This window comes from Kribbella sp. NPDC104740 (genome assembly GCF_055583505.1).
The window spans coordinates 1,800,390-1,819,824 of record NZ_JBVJNV010000001.1 but is presented as its reverse complement, the minus strand read 5'-3'; the positions used below and the strand labels follow the sequence as shown (position 1 = coordinate 1,819,824).

The following is a 19,435-nucleotide window of genomic DNA, read 5'->3' as shown; positions in this document are numbered from 1 at the left end:
GTTCGGGTCAGGGCAGCTGCAGACCGAAACCAGGCCGGTCGGGGACGGTGAGGTTGCCGTCCGCCCACGCGTACGCGCTGGTGTCGAGGCCGACCGTCTCGCCGGGCACGCCCTCGACCGTCGGGACGTTGCCGAGGCCCGCGGCCAGCTGTGCGGCGTACAGGGTCTTGAGTGGGAGCCCCCACGCGTGCGGCGACGCCTGGCAGCTCACCCGGGGCATCACCTGGCGCCAGCTGGTCAGCCCGAAGCTGACCACGTCCATCAGCAGGACGTCGATGTCCCCACGGTCGGCGATCTCGAGCAGCGGCTCCAGGTCGGGATTCGACTCGCCCTCCGCGATCAGCGTTCCCGAGCCGTTCAGATGCTTCTTCAGGCGTGCGAGATCAGCCGCGTCGTCGAGGAACGGCTCCTCGACCCAGTACAGCTCGCAGTCCGCGACCGCCTTCAAGTACTCGAGGAAGCCGTCGCAGTCGTACCCGTCGTTCGCATCCACCAGAATCCGGTGCTCCGGGTACGCCGAACGCACGGCCCGCGTCACCTCGATGTCCCGCGCGTCACCTTCGGCCCGGGACATCCACCGGTTCCCGCGCCCGATCTTCAGCTTGAACGCCCGGTACCCCGCGGCGTCGTCGGCCGCGCAGTGCGCCAGCACCTCGTCGACACCGCCCGGGCCGTCGAGATCCGCGAAGTAGATCGCGCCGTCGTAGCAGGCGACCGTCGTACTGCCTCTGGATCCCAGCATCGCGTGCACCGGCAGATCGAGGATCTGCCCCGCGAGATCGTGCAGCGCGAAGTCCAGCCCCCGCAACGACTCGTCCCGTACGCCGCTCGCGGGGTCGATCAGCTCCCCGACCGACTTCCCGATGACGTCGGGCACCGGACCGGCTTTGAGGCCCCACCCGGTCTTTCCGGTGTCGGTCCGCAGGACCACGACCTCGTCGACGGGACCGTCCCCGTGACTCCCCAACCGGGCGTTCCGGCCGATCGTCCGCGGGTAGCGGGACCGGATCGTGCTGACCTCGACGCTGCTGACGAAATGGTGGTCCAGAGACATCTGCACTCCCAACGGCGGCTTTCCCCGAGTCTGCTGCGCCGCCGGACCGCGCAAACCTCGGCACCGTGAGCGAGACGTGGGTCACACCAGCTCGTTGTCACAACCCCCGGGGTGACGTCTGTCAAAGGGGTGACAACAGACGAACGTTCTGAGGAGACCCGTGATGGACGCCCGCATCGATCTGCACAGCAACCCGCTCGCCGGTCAGGTCCTGAAGTACATCAACTCGGCCGGGCACGCGGTCGGGAAGTCGAGCCTGCCGATGGCGACGCAGGAGTTGGTGAAGCTGCGTGCCAGCCAGATCAACGGCTGCGGTTTTTGCACCGACATGCACTTCAAGGACGCCGTCGCCGCCGGTGAGACCGCGCAGCGGCTGAACCTGGTCGCGGCCTGGCGGGAGGCGACGGTGTTCACCGAGCCCGAGCGCGCCGCGCTCGAACTGGCCGAGGAGGGCACCCGGATCGCCGACGCGGCGGGTGGGGTGTCCGACGCGGCGTGGGCCAACGCCGCGAAGCACTACAGCGAGGACGAACTGGTGGCGCTGGTCTCGATCATCGCGATCATCAACACCTACAACCGGATCAACGTGATGGTCCAGCAGCCGGCCGGCGCGTACGAGCCGGGCATGTTCGGCTGATCACGCCGGGATCGTGGTGTGTTTCGGCTGATCACGCCGGGATGGTGAAGTTGATCAGGCCCCCGTCGCGTTCGGCGGGGGCCTGCGGCCAGCGGCGGCGGATCAGCCGCAGCGTGCGGTCGTTCGCCGTACTGACGACGAGCAGGAGCTGACGAGCGCCGGCCGCGCTTGCCCGGGCGCCGACGAGATTCAGCAGCCGAGTGCCGAGGCCGCGGCCCTGGTAGGGGTCGTCGACAATGGCGGCGAGCTCGGCCGTCGGTACGCCGGTGGCGCCGTGCGCCCAGGCCCACATCGCGTGGGCGACCAGACGATCGTTGCTCTCGGCAACCCAGGACTCCCCGGTCGAGCTGAGCATCGGGTCGACGACCGCCGGGCGCGGTGGATGGCCGACCGCGGTCTGGAAGCGGAAGTACAGGCTCAGCTCGGACATCTGGTCGAGCATCGCGGACAACCGCGCGCGATCACCCGGGCCGGTCGGACGGAGCAGCACACCAGGCTCCCCCGGCCCATCCAGCTGCACTACGCCGTCCGCCGGGACCCGCTCACGGAGCACCTGAGTCTGATTCACAGATTCAGGGTGGCTTGGGTTGGCTGAGTCTGTCAAGTGGACTTATCGTGGTCGCATGACCGAGCCGGAGACGATGCCCGAGGCGCTGCGCTGGTCGACCGCGAACTGCACGATCTCGCGCACGATGGAGATCCTCGGCGAGAAATGGACCTTCCACGTCCTGCGCGAGGTGTTCGTCGGGCTGCGCCGCTTCGAGGACATCCGGACCCGCACCGACATCCCCCGCCAGGTGCTCACCGACCGCCTCGCCCGCCTGATCGACCGCGGCCTGCTGCGTCGCGTCCCGTACCGGCTGCCGGGCCAGCGCGAGCGGTACGAGTACCGGCTCACGCAGGCCGGGCTCGACCTGTACCCCGTGATGGTCGCGCTGGTGCAGTGGGGCGACGAGCACCTCCCGCTCGACGACGGCCCGCCGCTGGTCGCCCGGCACCGCGGCTGCGGAGAGGAGGTCACGGTGACGATGCAGTGCGCGGCCGGGCATGCGCCGGAGCCGCGCGAGGTCGCGTTCACCCCTGGGCCGTCGGCGCAGCCCCGCATCGCCGACTGACCGCCCGCGCCGCGCGGAAGCTCACGCGATCCGCTGCAGCGCGCGCTCACGCCGTACGGCAACCGACGAACCCGACTCCCGCCGCGCCATCCGGCGCAACAGCACCGGCGCCACCAGCAACCCGGCCACGCCCCACAGACCAAGCACTCCCACGGTCTCCAAGTGCCGCCAGGACTCCCCGATCTCCACCGCCACCGTTGCATCAGGCAACAAAGCCGCCCGGGTCCCCAGTCCCAGCCAGTAGATCGGCGACACCTGCGCGACGACCTGCACCCATCCCGGCAGCGCGGTCAGCGGGTAGAAGATCCCCGAGATCGCGATCATCCCCAGCACCGGCAGCTGCACCACGCCCTGCGCCCGCGCACTCGGAAACGCCGACCCCAGGACCGCACCGATCGGCAGCGTCGCCACCAGCCCCAGCGCCAGCACCCCGAACAAACTCAGCACCGACCCCACCCCGAACACCAGCCCGTCCACGAAGAACAGCGCCGGCACCACGAGGATCACCAGATCCGCGATCAACCCACCGGCCACCGACACCACCTTCCCGACCAGGTAGGCCCGCATCCCGTACGGCGTCGCCTTCGCCCGCAGCAGCGTCCCGTCCTCGCGGTCGGCGGTGAGCTGCTGGCTCATGCTGACCATCCCCATCGCCGCGTTCATCCCGAGAATGCTCGGCAGCGCCAGCGTCCCGAGCAGGATCCCGGTGCCGCCGAACTCGCGGTTCCGCAGGAAGAACAGCGCGACGAGCATCAGCACCGGCCACAGGAAGTGGCTGACCAGATCCCCCGGGTTGGTGAACGACTGCCGCAGCTCGATCACGCCGCGCGCCCAGCCCAGCCGCCACGCGTTCATCGGCCCACCAGTTCCAGGTACGCGTCCTCGAGCCGCGCCCGCCGCACTTCCAGGTCGCTCACGTCCTCGCCGTACCGCGCGAACAGCTCGCGGGCGAACGCCGTCGACTCCCCGGTCAGGTCCGCGTACGCCGTACCGCCGACGCGCCAGCGCACCTCGTCCTGCCCGGCGATCTGTCGCGTCAACTCGTCCGCGGTCCCGCTGGCGAGTACGCGCCCGCCGGCCAGGATCAGGATCCGATCGGCCAGCTTGCTCGCCTCGTCCAGGTCGTGCGTCGTGAGCAGGATCGTCGTCCCGAGCTCGTTCGCGAGCCGCCGGACCAGCTCGTGGAAGGCGTGCCGCGCCACCGGGTCGAAGCCGGTCGTCGGCTCGTCGAGGAACAGCAGCTCCGGCCGCCCGACGATGCCGATGGCAACATCCAGCCGCCGCCGCTGCCCGCCGGACAGCGTCTTGAGCTTGTGCCCCGCGCGATCGGTCAGCCCGACCAGCTCGATCAGCTCGTCGACGTCCCACGGGTCCGCGTAGTACCGCCCGAGGTGGGCGAGCAGCTCGCGCACCCGCCATTTGCCGTGATCGCGCCACGACTGCAGGACGACGCCGAGCTTGGCCCGCCAGACCTCGTCACCGCGCGCCGGATCCACCCCGAGCACGGCCACCGCGCCCGCGGAACGCATCCGGAACCCTTCGAGGATCTCGATCGTGGTCGTCTTCCCCGCGCCGTTCGGCCCGAGCAGCGCGAGCACCTCACCGGCTCCGGCGCCGAAGCTGACCCCGTGCAGCACGTCGGTCGCGCCGTACCGCATCCGCAGATCGCTCACCGCTATCGTTTCCATAGCTGTGAACGTAGATTGCAAGTCGCTCACCGGACAACGCTTGTCGTCGCTGAGAAGCCTTGTTTTTCGCCGGATTGAGCGATTCAATGCAATGACGCTGACGGTGAATGCATCCATCTGTTGCAATGAGCTGCCGACGAACGCACCGAGGAGACCCGCGATGCCCGGCGACCGGCTGACCCACGACGAACGCCGCACGATCGGCGCCGGCCTGACCGACGGCCTCGGGTACGGCGAGATCGCGCGCGGCCTGAACCGCCCGACGTCGACCGTCACCCGCGAGATCGCCCGCAACGGCGGCCCGCACGGCTACCGCCCCGACCACGCCCACCACGCGACGGCGTACCGGGCTCGTCGCCAACGCCCTACCGACCGCGCGGCGACCGCGCTCGGCGAGAGCCGCACCGACGGTCTGAATCCCCAGGCGGTCGCGGCCTTCACCGAACGCCTGGCCGACTCGATGACCATCAACGGCGTCCCGCGGATGGCGTCCCGTGTCCTCGCCCACCTCTACACAACCGACCAGCCCAGCACCACGGCCGCCCACCTCGTCCATCAGCTCCAGGTGAGCCCGGCGTCGATCTCGAAGGCGATCAACTACCTCGAAGAGCTGCAGATGCTCCAGCGCACCCGGGACCCGCTGACCCGACGCGACCACTACGCGATCGCCGACGACGTCTGGCTCCGCGCCTGGCAGACCAGCGCCCAGGCCAACACCAGCTGGGCCGACACCGCCCGCGAGGGCACCGAGCTGTTCACCCCTGACACCCCAGCCGGCGCCCGCCTGGCCGAGATGGCGCGCTTCTTCACTCAGCTGAGCGCCGACATGTCTGGTACGACGCCGTCACCGGCCGCCGAGGACACTGCCACCGTTCTGGCCGCGCTGCTCCACGCCCAGCGCCCGCTGACCGCGGAGGCGCTGTCCGAAGCCCTGGCGTGGCCCGTCACTCGCGTCACCGAGGCGCTGGCCGCCGCCGAAACCTACGCGCCGTACACGGACCCGCTGGCTCTCTCCCGCCCCACGCCCACGACGTACACCGTCATCGCCGCGCCCGGCCGCCTCACGCCGGCCCAGCGTCAGGCACTCAGGGCAGCAGATTGACCGGGACGACCCCCGCGAGCACGAGCACGATCAGCACGAGCCCGACCACGGTCGCGGCCCACTCCTCACCGGAACGCAGCCACCCACCCCGCTGCTCCTCGCGCACCTTCGTCTCGTTCGGCATGCCAGCCACCGTAGAAGGAATTCAATCCCCAGTGGCCAGATCGACAAATCTTCCGCATCCTGAGACGCCGACGCGCTGGTCGAGCGCACCGCCCGCACGCCACCTCAACGCCCGATCAGCGCCCGCAACACCCGCCCGGTGATCCGCCCGTCCGCCAGCCCGAGCGCCACCAGATCGTCGAACACCCGCTGATCCCGCGCCGCGCCCCGAATCCCCGCATCAAGAATCCGAGGCGAACCCGACAGCCGCCCAGCCAGCGTCGCATCCCGAAAATGCCCCGCCAGCGGCCGAACAAGCTGCCGATACCGCGCACCCGCCCCCGCACCAACCACAGCTGCCCGACCGGCATGCAGACCGGTCGCCACCGCGTAGTAGATCCCTTCACCCGTCATCGGGTTGATCAGCCCCGCCGCATCCCCCGCCAGCAACACCCTCCCGCGAGGCGGCCTCCAACTCCACGTCGTCAGCGGCAGGTGATGCGCTTTCCACGACGTCCCATCCCGCGTCGAGTCCGGCAGCAGCCGCTCCAGCTTCTCCAACAGATCCGCCCGCGTCGGATGCGGCCGCCCCGGATGCAACGCCTCCCCGTACCCGACGTTCGACAACCCGTCCCCCCGGTCGAACGACCACGCGTACGACGGCTGCCGCCCCGGCCCGTACACGATCACCTGCCGAGCCTCGCGCCCCGGCCGCGTCGGCGCATAACCACGGAGAGCCAGCGCAGCCGGAGCCGGCTCGAGACCGAGTGCTCGTCGTACGACGGACTGCGCACCATCAGCCCCGACCACCACCTTCGCCGCGATCGACTCGTCCAGCAGCACACAGTCCTCGCGCACCTCGATCCCCCGCACCCGGTGGTTGACCAGCTGCGCCCCCGCAGCGACCGCCGCCTCGACCAACCGCGCGTCGAACACCTCCCGCGGCACCACCCAGGTCGCCCGCTCCATCTCCCGATCGACCGCCAGCCCGTCCCGCTCCAGCGAGAGCCGGCGCACCGGCGTCCAGTCGTCCAACAGCCCACTCACGCCCACCGACGCCAGCAGATCGAGCACGTGCGGCGCGATCCCGTCCCCACACGTCTTGTCCCGCGGAAACCCGGACCGATCCAGCAGCAGCACCGACATCCCAGGCCGAGCAGCAAGCGCCCCCAACGCAGCCGCCGCACCAGCCGGCCCGGCCCCGACGATCGCCAAGTCCCACACGGGTTTCATCGACACCGACTGCTAGCGTTCCGGGCGCCGGCGGCTGCGCGGCGTACGGCGGGCAGGCGGCACGCTCGGCGGAGTACGGCGGCGGACCGCCCGGCGGTCCGCGTGCGCGGTGCCCTCTCCGACCGGTGTGATCGGCCGCGGCTCGTCGAGGTCGATCACCCGCGGCACGTACTCGGGCAGCGGCTCGTCGTATTCCTCGAACTCCGGCTCCACCTCGACCACCGGCTCGGGCTTCGGAACCCGCACCGGAACCCGGGCCGCGGCCTCCTTGCTCGCGCGCGGCTTCTCCTCCTCCAACGACGCGACGGCAGGCGCGGCCACCGCGACCGGGACCGCCTTCACCGGCCACCGCGTCTCGACGTTCACCCCGAGCACCCGAACGAGCTTGCCCAGGACAACGATCGTGAACGCCACCGAGACCACGCTGCAGCCGGCGAAGAGCACCGCCTGCCAGCCCGCGCCCCAGTTCGACGGCTCCGCGCGCCGCATCGCCGCGAGCATCGCGACCACGACGGCGTTGGTCAGGCCGAGCACGACCGTCGCCAGCACGGTCCAGACCAGCTCGCGCCGTTCCAGCCCGACGTCGTCGGCGGCGGCAACCAACCCGGCGACCAGCCCGGCCAGCACCGGCACGGTGTAGACCAGCGCCAGCGCCAGGCCGGGGCTGGCGACCAGGTAGAACACGTCGAAGACGAGCGCCGTACCGGCCAGAGCGGCGGCGAAGCCCACCACCATCCGCGGATACCACCGCACCACGGCGATCGCATCCTTGGGCAACGTCCACATCAACCGGTAGTACAAGGCCCTCGTTTTCCCAGGCTCGTTCCAGCGTTCACCGCCATTGTGCCCGGCCACGGGCGCGGTGAACGCCAACCACACGCCTCAGGCGGCCGCCGGGAGCGGAGTGAGCTTGGCCCGGAGATCGTCGAGGATGCGCCGCAGAACCCGGGAGACCTGCATCTGGCTGACCCCGATGTCCTCGCCGATCTCGGACTGGGTCCAGCCCTCGACGAAGCGCAGCTGCAGGATCCGGCGTTCGCGCGGTCCGAGATCCTCCAGCACCGGTTGCAGCATGTCGACCGCTTCCAGCTGGTCGATGCTCGCGTCCTCGTCGTCCGGTACGACGTCGGCCAGGGTCAGGTCAGCGTCGCCCTCGGCCGGGCGGTCCAGCGAGAGCACGTTGAAGCAGCCGCGCGCAGCGAGCGCCTGCTCGACCTCCGCCAGCTCGACGTCCAGGTGGTCGGCGATCTCGGCCGGCGTGGGTTCACGGTTCAGCCGCTGCTCCAGCTCCGGCAGCTTGCCGGAGATGCTGCCCTGCAGCTCCTGCAGCCGGCGCGGGATCCGGACCGTCCACGCGCAGTCGCGGAAGTAGCGTTTCACCTCGCCCCGGATGGTCGGGATGGCGAAACCGATGAACGGGGTGTCGGCGTCCAGCCGGTAGTGGTGCGCGGCCTTCAGCAGACCGAGCGAGGCGACCTGTTCCAGGTCGTCGGCCTCGGCCCCGCGTCCGCGGAACCGGCGGGCGATGCCCTTGGCCATCTCCAGATTGAGCTCGACGACCTGTTCGAGCAGCCGCTGCCGCTCGACCTCGTCGTTGCTGGCGGCACGGATTTCCAGGAGTTCGTGAGTGGCGGCCTCGCGCGCGGCACGATCGGCCGCGGTCGAACACTGGGTCGGAACGGTACTGAGGGTGGTGACCATTTCAACGACCTCGCGACAGGAGTCACGGCGTGGCACATCTCTGGACCACAGGTGTTGCCTGGGCAGCCCGTACCCCGATCGCCGCGATGCCATGCACGGCGTACGACGAAGGCGCGCGCCCCGGATTCGGAGCACGCGCCTTCGGAGTACAGAACGGACAGGTCAGACCTTCTTGGCGATCCCGCCCATCAGGATCTTCTGGTACGGCAGCAGCTCGTCGACGTCCGGGATGTCGCCGTCCGGGTCGGCCGGGTTCCAGCGCTCGAGGAAGTCGATGCCCGGCGGCACCAGCGGCATCCCGAGGAAGTGCTGCTCGATCCGCTCCGGGGTCCGGATCCAGCCGTTGCCCAGGCTCTCCAGGCCGGCCTGCTCGATCGCCTTCTGCAGATCCTCGCCGGTGTCGACGAAGTCGGTGATGAACAGGTAGCTGCCGGGGGCGAGGGTGTCCATGATCGTGCGGACCCACTCGTCGGGCTTCTCGTCGTCGTGGAAGTGCATGTGGATGCCGACGATCATCAGCGCGACCGGGCGGCTGAAGTCCAGGTGCGTCTTGATCTCGTCGTTGTCGAGGATGCCCTGCGGGTCGCGCAGGTCGGCGGTCACCACGATCGTGCTGTCGTTGGTGGCCAGCAGCGCCCGGCCGTGCGCGAGCACGATCGGGTCGACGTCGACGTAGACGACCTTGGCGTCGGGGTTGATCTCCTGCGCCGCCTGGTGGGTGTTCTTCTGGGTCGGCAGGCCGCTGCCGATGTCGAGGAACTGGTCGATCCCGGCCTCGCGGACCAGGTACTGCACGCCCCGGACCAGCGCGGCCCGGTTGTCGATCGCGCACCGACCGGCGTCCGGAACGAACTTCAGGTAGGTCGCCGCACCCTCACGGTCGGCGGCGAAGTTGTCCTTGCCCCCCAGCAACGCGTCGTACACGCGCGCGATGGTGGGAGTGGAGGTGTCGAACGCCGGAGTGGACTCCGGGCCGTCGGGGTTCGCCATCGACGCAGCCTTTGTGTTGGAGGAATCAGTGCCGTCACTGTAGTGCATTTTGATACCAGTCGGACCCTGGATCACCCGGTCCGTGGAAGTTCGCCGGCCCCGATCCGAAAAGCCTGATTTCTCAACTAGGCAAGGGGATCCGGGCCGCGGGCCCGAGGTGTACCGGGACCCGCACGCGAGTACGCCGGACCGGAGGCCCGCGGGAAGTCTGCCCACCTCGGGCGTCGATCAATCACTCGACGGCCGGCAGGCGCGGAAGCGGTCCCGGAGACCCGTTTTTCCTCACCCAAAGCGACATCTTCGGCCACTACGACACGCCTTCGACCACGCTCCGTATTGGACCGGACACGAGGCCCCCCAACGTGTACGATGCAAATGCAAGCCCAAATGCACGTGCATATGCCAAAGACGTACGGAAGGTGCAGCTGATGACTGCTGTCTACAACGGCATGCCCGGCGACGCGATGAGCGAGCTGACCTGGCGCAAGAGCCAGCGCAGTGGCCCGCAAGGCAACTGCGTCGAGGTGGCGAAGCTTCCCGGCGGCGGCGTGGCGATGCGCAACTCGCGTCACACCGACGGCCCGGCCCTGGTCTTCACCCAGGCGGAGATCGAGGCGTTCCTCGGCGGCGTCCACGACGGCGAGTTCGACGACCTCGCCTGAGCGGCCCCCAAGACGAGAAGCCCCCTCACCGGGCGAGCGGTGAGGGGGCTTCTTCATGTCCGGGGCCGGTTCCCGCGCGGCCGGTACGCCGTACGCCGGCCGCGCGCCCGGCCGGGGCCGGGCATGACAAAAGGCCGTCCCTTGAGGAGGAGGACGGCCTTTTGCCCAGCCGTCCCTTGAGGAGAGAGACGGCCTTTCCATCGAGGCGCTCCGGGAACCATGGAGCGGTGGTGCACCGCCGGCGGACCCGATCACTGGCCCGCGGACGGTCGATCAGAGTGCTGTATTACCAGGGCGCCGCCAGGGCGCGCTGCGGAGCTACTGAACCGTGAGCGGCCAGAGCTGCTCGCTGCGCGGCAGTTCCGAGGCGCTGCCCGGGCCCGCGGCGTTGTCGACGGTGATGCGCAGACCGGTGAACTTGGGCGTCATCACCCGCTGGTAGCGCGAGGCCCGGTCCGGCTCCGCGACGTACTCGGCGATCAGGTGGTCGCCCAACCAGATGCGCACCATTTTCCGTCCTCCTCGATCGGCGTTCATGGACTCAGGCTCACGATCGGGTCGCCGTCGAGCTGACGGACACCGCGCAGCCATCCTTCGAAGGCCCAGCGCTGCTGCTCGGGGCAGCGCGCCACCAGTTCCTGGATCTCCCGTTCGGTGAGCTCGTCGGGCGCACGCTCACCGGTCTTCGTGGGCCCGTACTCGACGGGCTGTGCGTCGTGGTCACTCATCGACTCGGGTACCCCAACCAGTCATGCCGGCAGCGTGCTGCCGACGGGCCAAAGGTCCGGCCTGCTGGTTCGCGCCGGTGACAGTCGATGTCACTTGGCGCGAGATCCAGCTCACCTTCTGTGCATGAAGCAATCATGGCGTCGGCACGCTGCGAATGCAAGCGCCCGATGCACGTGCATTCGCACGTTTTGCGTTTGTGACCTTCCGGAGACCCGATTCAGGCTCAGCAGGCGGTGGACAGGCGTGATTTCGCCGTTCCCGGGCCCAGGGATTGACGCTACTATGTCCGGACAAAGTGATAGTCAGTCGTGACCCGAGCGGCCCCGGGGATGACCCTGGGTAGTGGTTCGGACGCGACCACGACTCATAAGTAAGAACTTCGACAGATCACCGTCCGAACGTGCGATGATTTGGCTCGGGGTCAGACTGAGGCACAGCTGGGGCGTCGGAGGTGAGTGTGACGGAGTCGGGCGCGCAGAGCGGGCCGACCGCACTTCGCATCATCCTGGGCGCGCACCTGCGCCGGATGCGTGAGGCAGCCGGTATCACCCGCTCCGACGCGGGTTGGGAGATCCGCTCGTCGGAGTCGAAGGTCAGCCGGATGGAGCTCGGCCGGGTCGGGTTCAAGGAGCGCGACGTCGCAGACCTGCTCCGTCTCTACGGTCTGGACGACCCCGAAGAGCGTGAGCGGCTGCTGTCCCTCGCGCGCGACGCGAACAACCCGGGCTGGTGGCACCGCTTCGGCGACGTGCTGCCGAGCTGGTTCCACTCCTATCTGGGGCTCGAGGCGTCGGCCCAGCTGATCCGTACCTATGAGTTGCAGTTCGTGCCCGGTCTGTTGCAGACCGAGGAGTACACGCGCGCCGTGGTCCAGCTCGGCCGCGGCCTGATCCCGGCCGACGAGGTCGACCGCCGGGTCTCGCTGCGACTCGGCCGTCAGGAGGTGCTGACCCGCCCCACCCCGGTCCGCCTCTGGGCGGTGATCGACGAGGCCGCCCTGCATCGGCCGATCGGCGGCGTGAAGGCGATGCGCGCGCAACTGGAGTCGCTGGTCGAGGCGACCCATCTGCCGAACGTGACGCTCCAGGTGATGCCGTTCGACGCCGGTGGCCACGCGGCGACCGGCGGTGCGTACAGCATCCTGCGTTTCCCCGAGCAGGACCTGCCCGACATCGTCTACATCGAGCACCTGACCAGTGCGCTGTACCTGGACAAGCTCGAGGACCTCGACCAGTACACGGCAACCATGGAAGCGCTGTGCGTCGCAGCTCCCCCACCGCACAAGACCCGCGACATCATCGCCAAGATCCTCAAGGAACTCGACGACTGACCGGGGACCTCACTCAGGGAATCTGAGGTCGGAGATCTGCGCCAGATCGATCCCGTAGCGGGCATAGACCTTGACCGTGTTCTCGCCGGTGAGCTGAGCCGCAGGGAAACCCAGTTCCTCGCTGACGCGGATCACATGCTCTCGAGACCGGCCCTCGATCTCGAGGTACGGCGGAATCAAGGGCCACCGGTCGATCTCCAGTTCGGCCCCGCCGAGCTCGAAGCTCACCCGCCGGTTCTCCTGGTAGGACTTGGCCACGAATCCCATCCGGGCCAGCAGACTGTTGGTGACCTCGAAGTCGTTGACCACCACTTCGGTCTCAGTCGTCCCGTCGATCCCGTCGTGCGCAATCTCCTTCACGGTCAACGTCACCGCTGCGCCGTTGTCCCGCAGCCGAATCGATCGGGACTCGTCGCCCGCCTGAATGTCGTAGACGTACCGCCGCATCAGCCGCTCCCCGACTCGCCGGCCACCTGAGCGGAGAATCCGGCCGGCCAGCTCCGATGGGAGCCGAGAACTGACATCCGTTCTGCTCCCCAGGCAACGGGTGGATCCGCCGTACGGGCTGTTGAGGTGTTGGTCATCGTCATCCTTCCGGATTCGCGAACTGTGGAAGGCGGGACAGACACGGGCGCAAGAGGTCCGGCGTGTCTGCCCCGCGGCTCAGTGCGTACGACCTGTGAGCACGAGCGGGTGACCGGTGAGCCGCTCGAGCAGCATCTGCCACTCGTGGGGGTTGCCCAGCGGAAGGAGATGTCCGCGGGAGGGAACCGCTACCGCCGCTCCGCCGTTGCGACAGGTGACCGCCTCGATGAGCGCCCGCATCGCTTGGCCGGAGCTGTCTTCTTCGATGAAGAGTGGCCCGAGGAGGTATCCATGGTCAGTGGCTGCTCTGTCCGCTGCCTCGTGAACCGCAACAACATCGCGGATTCTGCTGGCGAGTTGCTCCTGGGCATAACAGAGAAGCGTGCGCTGTGCAGCCAGCTGCGGGGCCACCGAGCGGATCGGCCACGGCGTCAGGCTCACGTAGATCGTCACACAATGACCGTACGGAACGTGACGAGTGCCTCACCATACGAATCTGAGGGGCCGATCAGGGAGATCGGCGGGCCGATCGGTACACACTTCGGCGCTTCGGCTTCGCGTTCGTACCCAACGGCACCAGAAACGCAAGGTTGTGGACAAGCGAAGGGACCGGCCGCGGCTCAGAACTGTCTTACTGTTCGATCAACGTGGCGATCAGCGCACCGGTGTCGCGCGGGCTCAGGGCCATTGCGCGCAGGTGATCGAAGACCAAGCTGTACCGGTCGATCTCCGCTTCCGACTCCAGGAAGATGTCTCCGGCCAAACTCTCCACACACACGATGTCCGGCGCTACGGTTCCGAAGCCGAGCCGTACGAAGGCGCCGCTCATTCCAGGATGAGCGCCCCTGTCGAACGGAATCACCTGCAGCGTGATGTTGGGACGCTGGCTCAGCTCCAGCAGCCGGCCGAGCTGCGCCCGCATGACGGCGCGACCGCCGACCTCTCTTCGAAGGGCCGCCTCGTCAACCACTGCCCAGAACTCCAGCGGATCGCGCCCCTCCCTTTCTCGCGTCAGGAGAACTTGCCGTCCCATTCTCGTGCGCACGTGCGATTCGATCTCATCGGCGTGCATCGGCAAGCTGTCGACCAGCGCTGCACGGGCGTACTCCTCCGTCTGGAGGAGGCCCGGGACGAACAGCGACTCGTAGTTGTGTGCGGCTTTCGCATCGGACTCGAAGCTGATGTAGGCCGCATAGCCTTGCGGGATGACGTCCTACCAGACGGCCTGGGCTTGGTTCACAACCTCTCGTACGAGTACCCACGAGGTCAGGCGTTGGCGTCCAGCCAGTCGAGCAACGGCGTGACCGCGCGCCAGTCGTCGCGGATCCGCTCGGCCAGTTCAGCGGTGTGGATGACCGGCTCGAAGCCGTACGACTTGTTGACCGCGAGCGACTTGTGTCGCAGCAGCTCGATCCGCGGGTGGCTGGCGTCGTACCCGCGCGGGGTGGTCTTCAGCTTGTCGCCGTCGATCGCCCAGCCGGCGGCGGTCAGCTCGTCGAGCAGCTTCTCGAGCTCCTTGCCGCGGCGGTCCTCGTCGATCGCGGTCCGGATCCGGCCGAGCCGGTCCGCAGCCGCCTCGTAGAAGCCGGCGCCGACCCGGACACCCGGCGCCGAGACCTGCACGTACCGTCCGGTCGACGGACCGGTCGGCAGGAACGCGCCCTGATGCGTCTTGTACGGCGTCTTGTCCTTGGCGAACCGCACGTCGCGGTACGGCCGGAAGATCTTCGCCGCCCCGAACTCCGCCTCCAGCTCGGCGAGCAACGCGGCCATCGGCACCCGCACCGACTCCTCGTACACGTGCTTGTGCTCGGCCCAGAAGGTCTTGGTGTTGTCCATCTCGAGGTCGTCGTAGAAGTCCAGCGCGGCGACCGGGAACCCGGTGAAGCTCATACGTTCACCTTAGTGTCAGTAGCCTGAACCGATGCTGACGGTTCCCCCGTACGACGTCCTGCGGCAGCGCCGCAGCGAGAAGTGGTCCGGCCTCGCCCCGGGCGTGATCGGCGCGACGGTCGCCGAGCTCGACTTCGATCTCGCGACTCCGATCGCGGCGGTGCTGCAGGAGGCCGTCGTCCGCGGCGACCTCGGCTACGCGCCCGGCGTCTCGCCCCGGCTCCGCGCGGCGTTCACCGGCTTCGCGGACCGGCGGCTCCGGTGGCGGGTCGATCCGGATCAGTTGACGCTCGTTCCCGAGGTGCTGATCGGCCTGATCGAGTTGTGCCGGGTGCTCGCGCCAGGCGGCAAGGTCGGGTTCGCGACGGCTGGGTACCCACCGTTCCTGCTGCAGCTCCCGGCGGCCGGGTTCGACGTACGGCACCTTCCGTTGCGCGCCGACGACTCGTTCGACCTCGACCGGTTGACCGCGGAACTGCGCGACGGACTGCGGGTGCTGATCCTGGCCAGCCCGCACAACCCGACCGGACGGGTCCTGCCGCGGGCCGAGCTCGAGCAGATCGCCGAGCTGTGCGCCGAGTACGACGCGTGGGTGCTCGCGGACGAGATCCATGCGCCGCTCGTGCTTCCCGGCGCCGAGTTCGTGCCGTGGCTGGAGGTGTCGGACGCAGCGCGGCAGCACGGGATCGCGTTGACGTCGGCGTCGAAGGCGTTCAACCTGGCCGGGCTCAAGTGCGCGCTGATGGTGACGGCCTCGGACCGCGCGCAGGACGTCGTCCGCCGGTTGCCGTTCACCGCCGACCAGGTCGGGCTGCTCGGGCTGCTCGCCGCGGAGACCGCGTTCGCCGAAGGCGACGACTGGCTCGACGCGTTGGTCGCGCAGCTCGGCCGCAACCGCACACTGATCGGTGAGCGGCTGCCGGCCGGGATCAGCTGGTCGCCGCCGCAGGCGACGTACCTGGGCTGGCTGGACTGTGCGGGGCTCGGCCTCGCGCCGGATCCCGCGGCGTTCTTCCTGCGCGAGGCGAAGGTTGCCCTGGGCACCGGTTCTGACTACGACCCGGCGGCCCGCGACCGGGTGCGGCTCAACTTCGGGACCGGCGCCGGGCAACTCGGCGAGATCCTCGACCGGATGACCAGCGCTCTGGCGCGCTGAAGAAGGCCCGGATGTCGGCGACCAGGACGGCCGGTTGTTCGAGGGCGGCGAAGTGGCCGCCGTCGGGGTAGCTGGTCCAGCGGACGATGTTGTCGGTGCGGTCGGCGATCGCGCGCAGCGGGATGAAGTTGTCGTGCGCGAAGTCGGCGAGGGCGGTCGGTGTCCGGGACGGTTCGGCCGGGCGGCCGTGGTGGGCGCGCTCGTAGTAGATCCGGCCGGCCGAGCCCGCCGTACCGGTCAGCCAGTAGAGCATCACCGTGGTGAGCAGGTGGTCGCGGCCGATCGGTTTCGACGGGTCCGCCCACTCGTGGAACTTCTCGGCGATCCACGCGAGTTGGCCGACCGGTGAGTCGACCAGCGCGTAGGCGAGCGTCTGCGGCCGGGTCGACTGCAGGTCGGCGTACCCCTGCTTCTCCTGCTGCCACGCGCGCATCCGATGCCAGGAGGCGATCGTCCGCGCCCGCTCGGACGGGTCGAGGTCGGCCAACTCCTGCTCGGTCGGCTCTGATGTCGCAGCGCCACCGGGCAGCAGATTGAGATGTACGCCGATCACCTGGTCCGGCCGGATCCGCCCGAGCTCGCGCGAGATCGCCGCACCCCAGTCCCCACCCTGTACGCCGTACCGCCGATGCCCGAGCCGGTCCATCAGCTCGGCGAAGGCCCGCGCGATCCGGTTGACCTCCCAGCCCGGCTCGCTGGTCGGCCCGGACAGGCCGAACCCCGGGATGCTCGGGATCACCAGCTCGAACGCCGGCGCTCCCCCGGCGCCGTGCGCCCGCGGATCGGTCAGCGGCCCGGCGACCTCGACGAACTCCGCGATCGAGCCGGGCCAGCCGTGCGTGAGCAGCAGCGGGATCGCATCGGGCTCCGGCGAAGCGACGCGGGCGAAGTGGATCCGGGTGCCGTCGATCGTGGTGGTGTACTGCGGCCACTCGTTCAGCCGCGCCTCGGCGGCCCGCCAGTCGTACTCGTGCCGCCAGTACTCGGCGAGCTCGCGCAGGTGGTCGCGCGGTACGCCGTATGCCCAACCGACGCCGGGCAACTCGTCAGGCCAGCGGGTCAGGTCGAGCCGCAGCGCGAGGTCGTCGAGCTGCTGCTGCGGGATCGCCAGCCGGAACGGTTCGATCGGCGCCGCGGAGGTCAGGCGTTCACCTGCCGGTCGTGGACCTTCTTCAGGACCAGCGCGAGCACCAGCGCCAGGACGCCGGCCACCAGCATCACGGTCACCAGCGTGACCGAGTTGTCGAGCTTCCCGTCGCAGGCCATCGGGGTGATCCCCCCGGCCGGCGAGAACGCCGATCCGCAGTCGACACTGCCCACCGACACCGACCGGAACCCGAGTCCCAGGCCGACCAGCAGCAGCACGACTCCGGCGGTCGCCAGAATCTTGTTCATCGTCGTCACGATCGCGCCGACACCATCTCCCGCGGGCCGGCCAACGGCACGACCCGACTGCCCCGTAACACTTCGTTCACTCCCGACCTCGACCGACACCTTTACGAACTTACGGTCAGCTGTTCGCTGAACCACCCCGACAGAGCCGTCAGCAGCGATTCTTCACACAGTCCTTACTCAGGACAAACCAGCTCGTCACGATGGTCTCAGAGCACGATACGGGCAGTGACAGTGGCATACCAGTGCCAACTTCGCGGTGGCGGTGCAAGCGGTTCCGACACTCCGGTTGCTGGCTCCGGTGGCCTCGGTGCTCTACCGTGTGACGTATGAAGAGTTCTGCAGATGTGCAGTCTGCTGCCGACGCCTGCGCGGTGAAGCTGGTCGACCCCAAGCGGGTCGCGGCCGTCCACGCCAGGATGCCGTCCGAGCAGGACGTCGTCGACACCGCCGACGTGTTCGGGCTGCTCGGCGACCCGCGGCGGCTCAAGCTGCTGGTCGCCCTGCTCGACGGCGAACTGTGCGTCTGCGACCTCGCCGCGGTCAGCGGCCTCAGCGAGTCAGCGACCTCGCACGCACTGCGGCTGCTCCGCGCGCATCGCGTGGTGTCCGTACGACGGGACGGCCGGATGGCGTTCTACCGGCTCGACGACGCCCACGTCCGGATGCTCGTCGACCTCGCGGTCGCCCACACCGAGCACACCGACGCGATCCACCCGGAGCGTGGCTGATGGGGAAGGAATCGGTGGACGCCGCACGCCCTGCAGCTGCGGCCGGGCACGGCCATGGGCACGGTCATGGCGTCAGTGCTGATGCCGACCGGAAGTTGCTGAGTGGTGCGCTTGCGCTGATCCTCGCGTTCATGGCCGCCGAGGTGGTCGTCGGGTTCGCGGCCGGCTCGCTCGCGCTGATCACCGACGCGGCGCACATGCTCACCGACGCGATCGCCATCGCGCTCGCGCTGCTCGCGATCCGGCTCGCCGCGCGTCCGCCGGTCGGCGGTTTCACGTACGGGTTCAAGCGGGTGGAGATCCTGTCCGCGCAGGCCAACGGGATCACGCTGCTGCTGCTCGCCGCGTTCTTCGTGTACGAGTCGGTGCAGCGGATGATCCACCCGCCGGAGGTCGAGGGCGTGCTCGTCCTGATCACCGGTGTGGTCGGCATCTTCGTCAACCTCGCCGCGACCTGGCTGATCAGCAAGGCGAACCGGTCCAGCCTGAACGTCGAGGGCGCGTTCCAGCACATCCTCAACGACCTGTTCGCGTTCATCGCGACCGCGGCCGCCGGGCTCGTCGTCCTGCTGACCGGGTTCACCCGCGCCGACTCGATCGCCGCGCTGATCGTCGCCGCGCTGATGCTGAAGGCCGGGATCGAGCTGGTCCGCGCCTCCGGCCGGATCTTCCTCGAGGCGGCCCCGGCCGGACTCGACCCGGCCGCGCTCGGCCGGGAACTGTGCGGTGTCGAGGGCGTCGTCGAGATCCACGACCTGCACGTCTGGGAGATCACCTCCGGCGAACCGGCCGCCTCGGCGCACATCCTGGTCCGCGAGGGCCTCGACTGCCACCTGATCCGCGAGCAGGTCGAAAAGCTGCTCGCCGAGCGCCACCACCTCACCCACTCCACGCTCCAGGTCGACCACGCCTCCGGCGACACCCCCGAGCTGCACTGCTCCGACTCCCACGGAATCGTGCACCGCGCCCCCGATGTCGAAAACGGCGCGACGGCTTCTACCTAGGGGTGAGAGCACCCGATCCGAGGAGGAACCGATGAGCACCCTGGACCACGAGTTCACCGCCGAACTGCTGACCAGCGACGCGAAGGGCGGCTGGACGTACGTCGTGATGCCGGGCTCGGCCGAGTTCTTCGGCACCCGCGGCCTGGTCAAGGTCCGCGGCACGATGGACGGCCACCCGTTCGAGAGCGCCTTCATGGCCCTCGGCGACGGCACCCACAAACTCCCGGTCAAGGCGGACGTCCGCAAGGCCATCGGCAAGAGCACCGGGGCCGAGATCACCGTTCACCTCTCGGAACGCCTCTGACCGCCCGACCCCGCCCGACCCCGCTCG

General features: G+C 69.2%; 26 protein-coding genes. 9 read left to right on the top strand and 17 right to left on the bottom strand.

The genetic code is table 11. From position 1 onward, the window contains the following. Window positions 1-7: 7 nt before the first annotated feature. The gene (locus ACZ6Z4_RS08575) at window positions 8-1,054 is read right to left on the bottom strand and encodes a mandelate racemase/muconate lactonizing enzyme family protein (RefSeq protein ID WP_465559925.1); all 1,047 of its coding nucleotides are present in this window, start codon (window positions 1,052-1,054) and stop codon (window positions 8-10) included. A 163-nt stretch (window positions 1,055-1,217) separates the two neighbouring features. On the opposite strand from ACZ6Z4_RS08575, the gene ACZ6Z4_RS08570 reads away from it, so the two are divergent. Beyond that, a complete protein-coding gene (locus ACZ6Z4_RS08570; protein WP_465559920.1) occupies window positions 1,218-1,691 on the top strand; it encodes a carboxymuconolactone decarboxylase family protein in 474 nt (157 codons plus the stop codon). A gap of 31 nt (window positions 1,692-1,722) precedes the next feature. Here ACZ6Z4_RS08570 and ACZ6Z4_RS08565 read toward each other — a convergent pair whose 3' ends face one another. Beyond that, window positions 1,723-2,259 carry a GNAT family N-acetyltransferase gene (locus ACZ6Z4_RS08565; RefSeq protein WP_465559917.1) on the bottom strand — a complete coding sequence of 179 codons (537 nt, stop codon included), beginning with the start codon at window positions 2,257-2,259 and terminating at the stop codon, window positions 1,723-1,725. A gap of 55 nt (window positions 2,260-2,314) precedes the next feature. Between ACZ6Z4_RS08565 and ACZ6Z4_RS08560 the strand changes: the two genes are divergently transcribed. Then, window positions 2,315-2,806, top strand: coding sequence for a winged helix-turn-helix transcriptional regulator (locus ACZ6Z4_RS08560; RefSeq protein ID WP_465559914.1), 492 nt, complete (start codon window positions 2,315-2,317; stop codon window positions 2,804-2,806). A 21-nt stretch (window positions 2,807-2,827) separates the two neighbouring features. Here the strand turns inward: ACZ6Z4_RS08560 and ACZ6Z4_RS08555 are convergent, their stop codons facing one another. Beyond that, window positions 2,828-3,661, bottom strand: coding sequence for an ABC transporter permease (locus tag ACZ6Z4_RS08555; protein WP_465559911.1), 834 nt, complete (start codon window positions 3,659-3,661; stop codon window positions 2,828-2,830). Beyond that, complete coding sequence (locus tag ACZ6Z4_RS08550; RefSeq protein WP_465559907.1) at window positions 3,658-4,494, bottom strand: ABC transporter ATP-binding protein; 837 nt, start codon at window positions 4,492-4,494, stop codon at window positions 3,658-3,660. The genes ACZ6Z4_RS08555 and ACZ6Z4_RS08550 overlap by 4 nt, the downstream gene beginning before the upstream one ends. A gap of 160 nt (window positions 4,495-4,654) precedes the next feature. Between ACZ6Z4_RS08550 and ACZ6Z4_RS08545 the strand changes: the two genes are divergently transcribed. After that, window positions 4,655-5,596: a GbsR/MarR family transcriptional regulator gene (locus ACZ6Z4_RS08545; RefSeq protein WP_465559904.1), complete on the top strand. Its 942-nt coding sequence runs from the start codon at window positions 4,655-4,657 to the stop codon at window positions 5,594-5,596. On the opposite strand, the gene ACZ6Z4_RS08540 is transcribed toward ACZ6Z4_RS08545, so the two are convergent. The 5 genes from ACZ6Z4_RS08540 to ACZ6Z4_RS08520 all read right to left on the bottom strand — a co-directional run bounded on the left by ACZ6Z4_RS08540 (window position 5,580) and on the right by ACZ6Z4_RS08520 (window position 9,622). Further along, complete coding sequence (locus tag ACZ6Z4_RS08540) at window positions 5,580-5,720, bottom strand: hypothetical protein (RefSeq protein WP_363672730.1); 141 nt, start codon at window positions 5,718-5,720, stop codon at window positions 5,580-5,582. The genes ACZ6Z4_RS08545 and ACZ6Z4_RS08540 overlap by 17 nt on opposite strands. Before the next feature lie 104 nt (window positions 5,721-5,824). Next, a complete protein-coding gene (locus ACZ6Z4_RS08535) occupies window positions 5,825-6,931 on the bottom strand; it encodes an NAD(P)/FAD-dependent oxidoreductase (protein WP_465559899.1) in 1,107 nt (368 codons plus the stop codon). A gap of 12 nt (window positions 6,932-6,943) precedes the next feature. After that, a complete protein-coding gene (locus tag ACZ6Z4_RS08530; RefSeq protein WP_465559896.1) occupies window positions 6,944-7,717 on the bottom strand; it encodes a hypothetical protein in 774 nt (257 codons plus the stop codon). A 96-nt stretch (window positions 7,718-7,813) separates the two neighbouring features. Then, complete coding sequence (locus ACZ6Z4_RS08525) at window positions 7,814-8,632, bottom strand: SigB/SigF/SigG family RNA polymerase sigma factor (RefSeq protein WP_465559893.1); 819 nt, start codon at window positions 8,630-8,632, stop codon at window positions 7,814-7,816. A gap of 162 nt (window positions 8,633-8,794) precedes the next feature. Continuing rightward, entirely contained in the window at window positions 8,795-9,622 is an 828-nt protein-coding gene (locus ACZ6Z4_RS08520) for an SAM-dependent methyltransferase (protein WP_465559890.1), read from the bottom strand. Window positions 9,623-10,050: 428 nt separating this feature from the next. On the opposite strand from ACZ6Z4_RS08520, the gene ACZ6Z4_RS08515 reads away from it, so the two are divergent. Then, window positions 10,051-10,284, top strand: a complete 234-nt coding sequence (locus tag ACZ6Z4_RS08515; RefSeq protein WP_465559887.1) for a DUF397 domain-containing protein — start codon at window positions 10,051-10,053, stop codon at window positions 10,282-10,284. A 318-nt stretch (window positions 10,285-10,602) separates the two neighbouring features. Here ACZ6Z4_RS08515 and ACZ6Z4_RS08510 read toward each other — a convergent pair whose 3' ends face one another. After that, window positions 10,603-10,794 carry a hypothetical protein gene (locus ACZ6Z4_RS08510; RefSeq protein WP_012919557.1) on the bottom strand — a complete coding sequence of 64 codons (192 nt, stop codon included), beginning with the start codon at window positions 10,792-10,794 and terminating at the stop codon, window positions 10,603-10,605. A 23-nt stretch (window positions 10,795-10,817) separates the two neighbouring features. After that, on the bottom strand, window positions 10,818-11,012 hold the full coding sequence (locus tag ACZ6Z4_RS08505; RefSeq protein ID WP_363672743.1) for a hypothetical protein: 195 nt from the start codon (window positions 11,010-11,012) through the stop codon (window positions 10,818-10,820). Window positions 11,013-11,470: 458 nt separating this feature from the next. Between ACZ6Z4_RS08505 and ACZ6Z4_RS08500 the strand changes: the two genes are divergently transcribed. Then, entirely contained in the window at window positions 11,471-12,343 is an 873-nt protein-coding gene (locus ACZ6Z4_RS08500; RefSeq protein ID WP_465559882.1) for a helix-turn-helix domain-containing protein, read from the top strand. 9 nt (window positions 12,344-12,352) lie between these two features. Here ACZ6Z4_RS08500 and ACZ6Z4_RS08495 read toward each other — a convergent pair whose 3' ends face one another. From ACZ6Z4_RS08495 to ACZ6Z4_RS08480, 4 genes are all read right to left on the bottom strand, one after another. Continuing rightward, window positions 12,353-12,790, bottom strand: coding sequence for a CYTH domain-containing protein (locus ACZ6Z4_RS08495; protein WP_465559879.1), 438 nt, complete (start codon window positions 12,788-12,790; stop codon window positions 12,353-12,355). Window positions 12,791-13,006: 216 nt separating this feature from the next. After that, window positions 13,007-13,381 carry a hypothetical protein gene (locus ACZ6Z4_RS08490; RefSeq protein WP_465559876.1) on the bottom strand — a complete coding sequence of 125 codons (375 nt, stop codon included), beginning with the start codon at window positions 13,379-13,381 and terminating at the stop codon, window positions 13,007-13,009. A gap of 178 nt (window positions 13,382-13,559) precedes the next feature. Continuing rightward, entirely contained in the window at window positions 13,560-14,111 is a 552-nt protein-coding gene (locus ACZ6Z4_RS08485) for a DUF5753 domain-containing protein (protein WP_465560618.1), read from the bottom strand. Between the two features lie 83 nt (window positions 14,112-14,194). Further along, the gene (locus ACZ6Z4_RS08480) at window positions 14,195-14,821 is read right to left on the bottom strand and encodes a DUF2461 domain-containing protein (RefSeq protein ID WP_465559873.1); all 627 of its coding nucleotides are present in this window, start codon (window positions 14,819-14,821) and stop codon (window positions 14,195-14,197) included. Window positions 14,822-14,852: 31 nt separating this feature from the next. Here ACZ6Z4_RS08480 and ACZ6Z4_RS08475 point away from each other — a divergent pair, with 31 nt between their 5' ends. Continuing rightward, window positions 14,853-15,977: a MalY/PatB family protein gene (locus ACZ6Z4_RS08475; protein WP_465559870.1), complete on the top strand. Its 1,125-nt coding sequence runs from the start codon at window positions 14,853-14,855 to the stop codon at window positions 15,975-15,977. On the opposite strand, the gene ACZ6Z4_RS08470 is transcribed toward ACZ6Z4_RS08475, so the two are convergent. Together ACZ6Z4_RS08470 and ACZ6Z4_RS08465 are read right to left on the bottom strand one after the other, a co-directional pair. Then, complete coding sequence (locus tag ACZ6Z4_RS08470; protein ID WP_465560615.1) at window positions 15,907-17,103, bottom strand: epoxide hydrolase family protein; 1,197 nt, start codon at window positions 17,101-17,103, stop codon at window positions 15,907-15,909. The genes ACZ6Z4_RS08475 and ACZ6Z4_RS08470 overlap by 71 nt on opposite strands. A gap of 14 nt (window positions 17,104-17,117) precedes the next feature. Then, complete coding sequence (locus tag ACZ6Z4_RS08465) at window positions 17,118-17,372, bottom strand: hypothetical protein (RefSeq protein ID WP_465559867.1); 255 nt, start codon at window positions 17,370-17,372, stop codon at window positions 17,118-17,120. 326 nt (window positions 17,373-17,698) lie between these two features. On the opposite strand from ACZ6Z4_RS08465, the gene ACZ6Z4_RS08460 reads away from it, so the two are divergent. Genes ACZ6Z4_RS08460 through ACZ6Z4_RS08450 form a run of 3 tightly spaced genes read left to right on the top strand, consistent with a single transcriptional unit; the run spans window position 17,699 to window position 19,408 of the window. After that, window positions 17,699-18,100 (top strand): ArsR/SmtB family transcription factor, encoded by a 402-nt coding sequence (locus ACZ6Z4_RS08460; RefSeq protein ID WP_465559864.1) that lies wholly within the window; start codon window positions 17,699-17,701, stop codon window positions 18,098-18,100. Between the two features lie 14 nt (window positions 18,101-18,114). Beyond that, window positions 18,115-19,104, top strand: coding sequence for a cation diffusion facilitator family transporter (locus ACZ6Z4_RS08455; RefSeq protein WP_465559861.1), 990 nt, complete (start codon window positions 18,115-18,117; stop codon window positions 19,102-19,104). Between the two features lie 31 nt (window positions 19,105-19,135). Next, window positions 19,136-19,408: a DUF1905 domain-containing protein gene (locus ACZ6Z4_RS08450; protein WP_465559857.1), complete on the top strand. Its 273-nt coding sequence runs from the start codon at window positions 19,136-19,138 to the stop codon at window positions 19,406-19,408. Window positions 19,409-19,435: the final 27 nt, after the last annotated feature.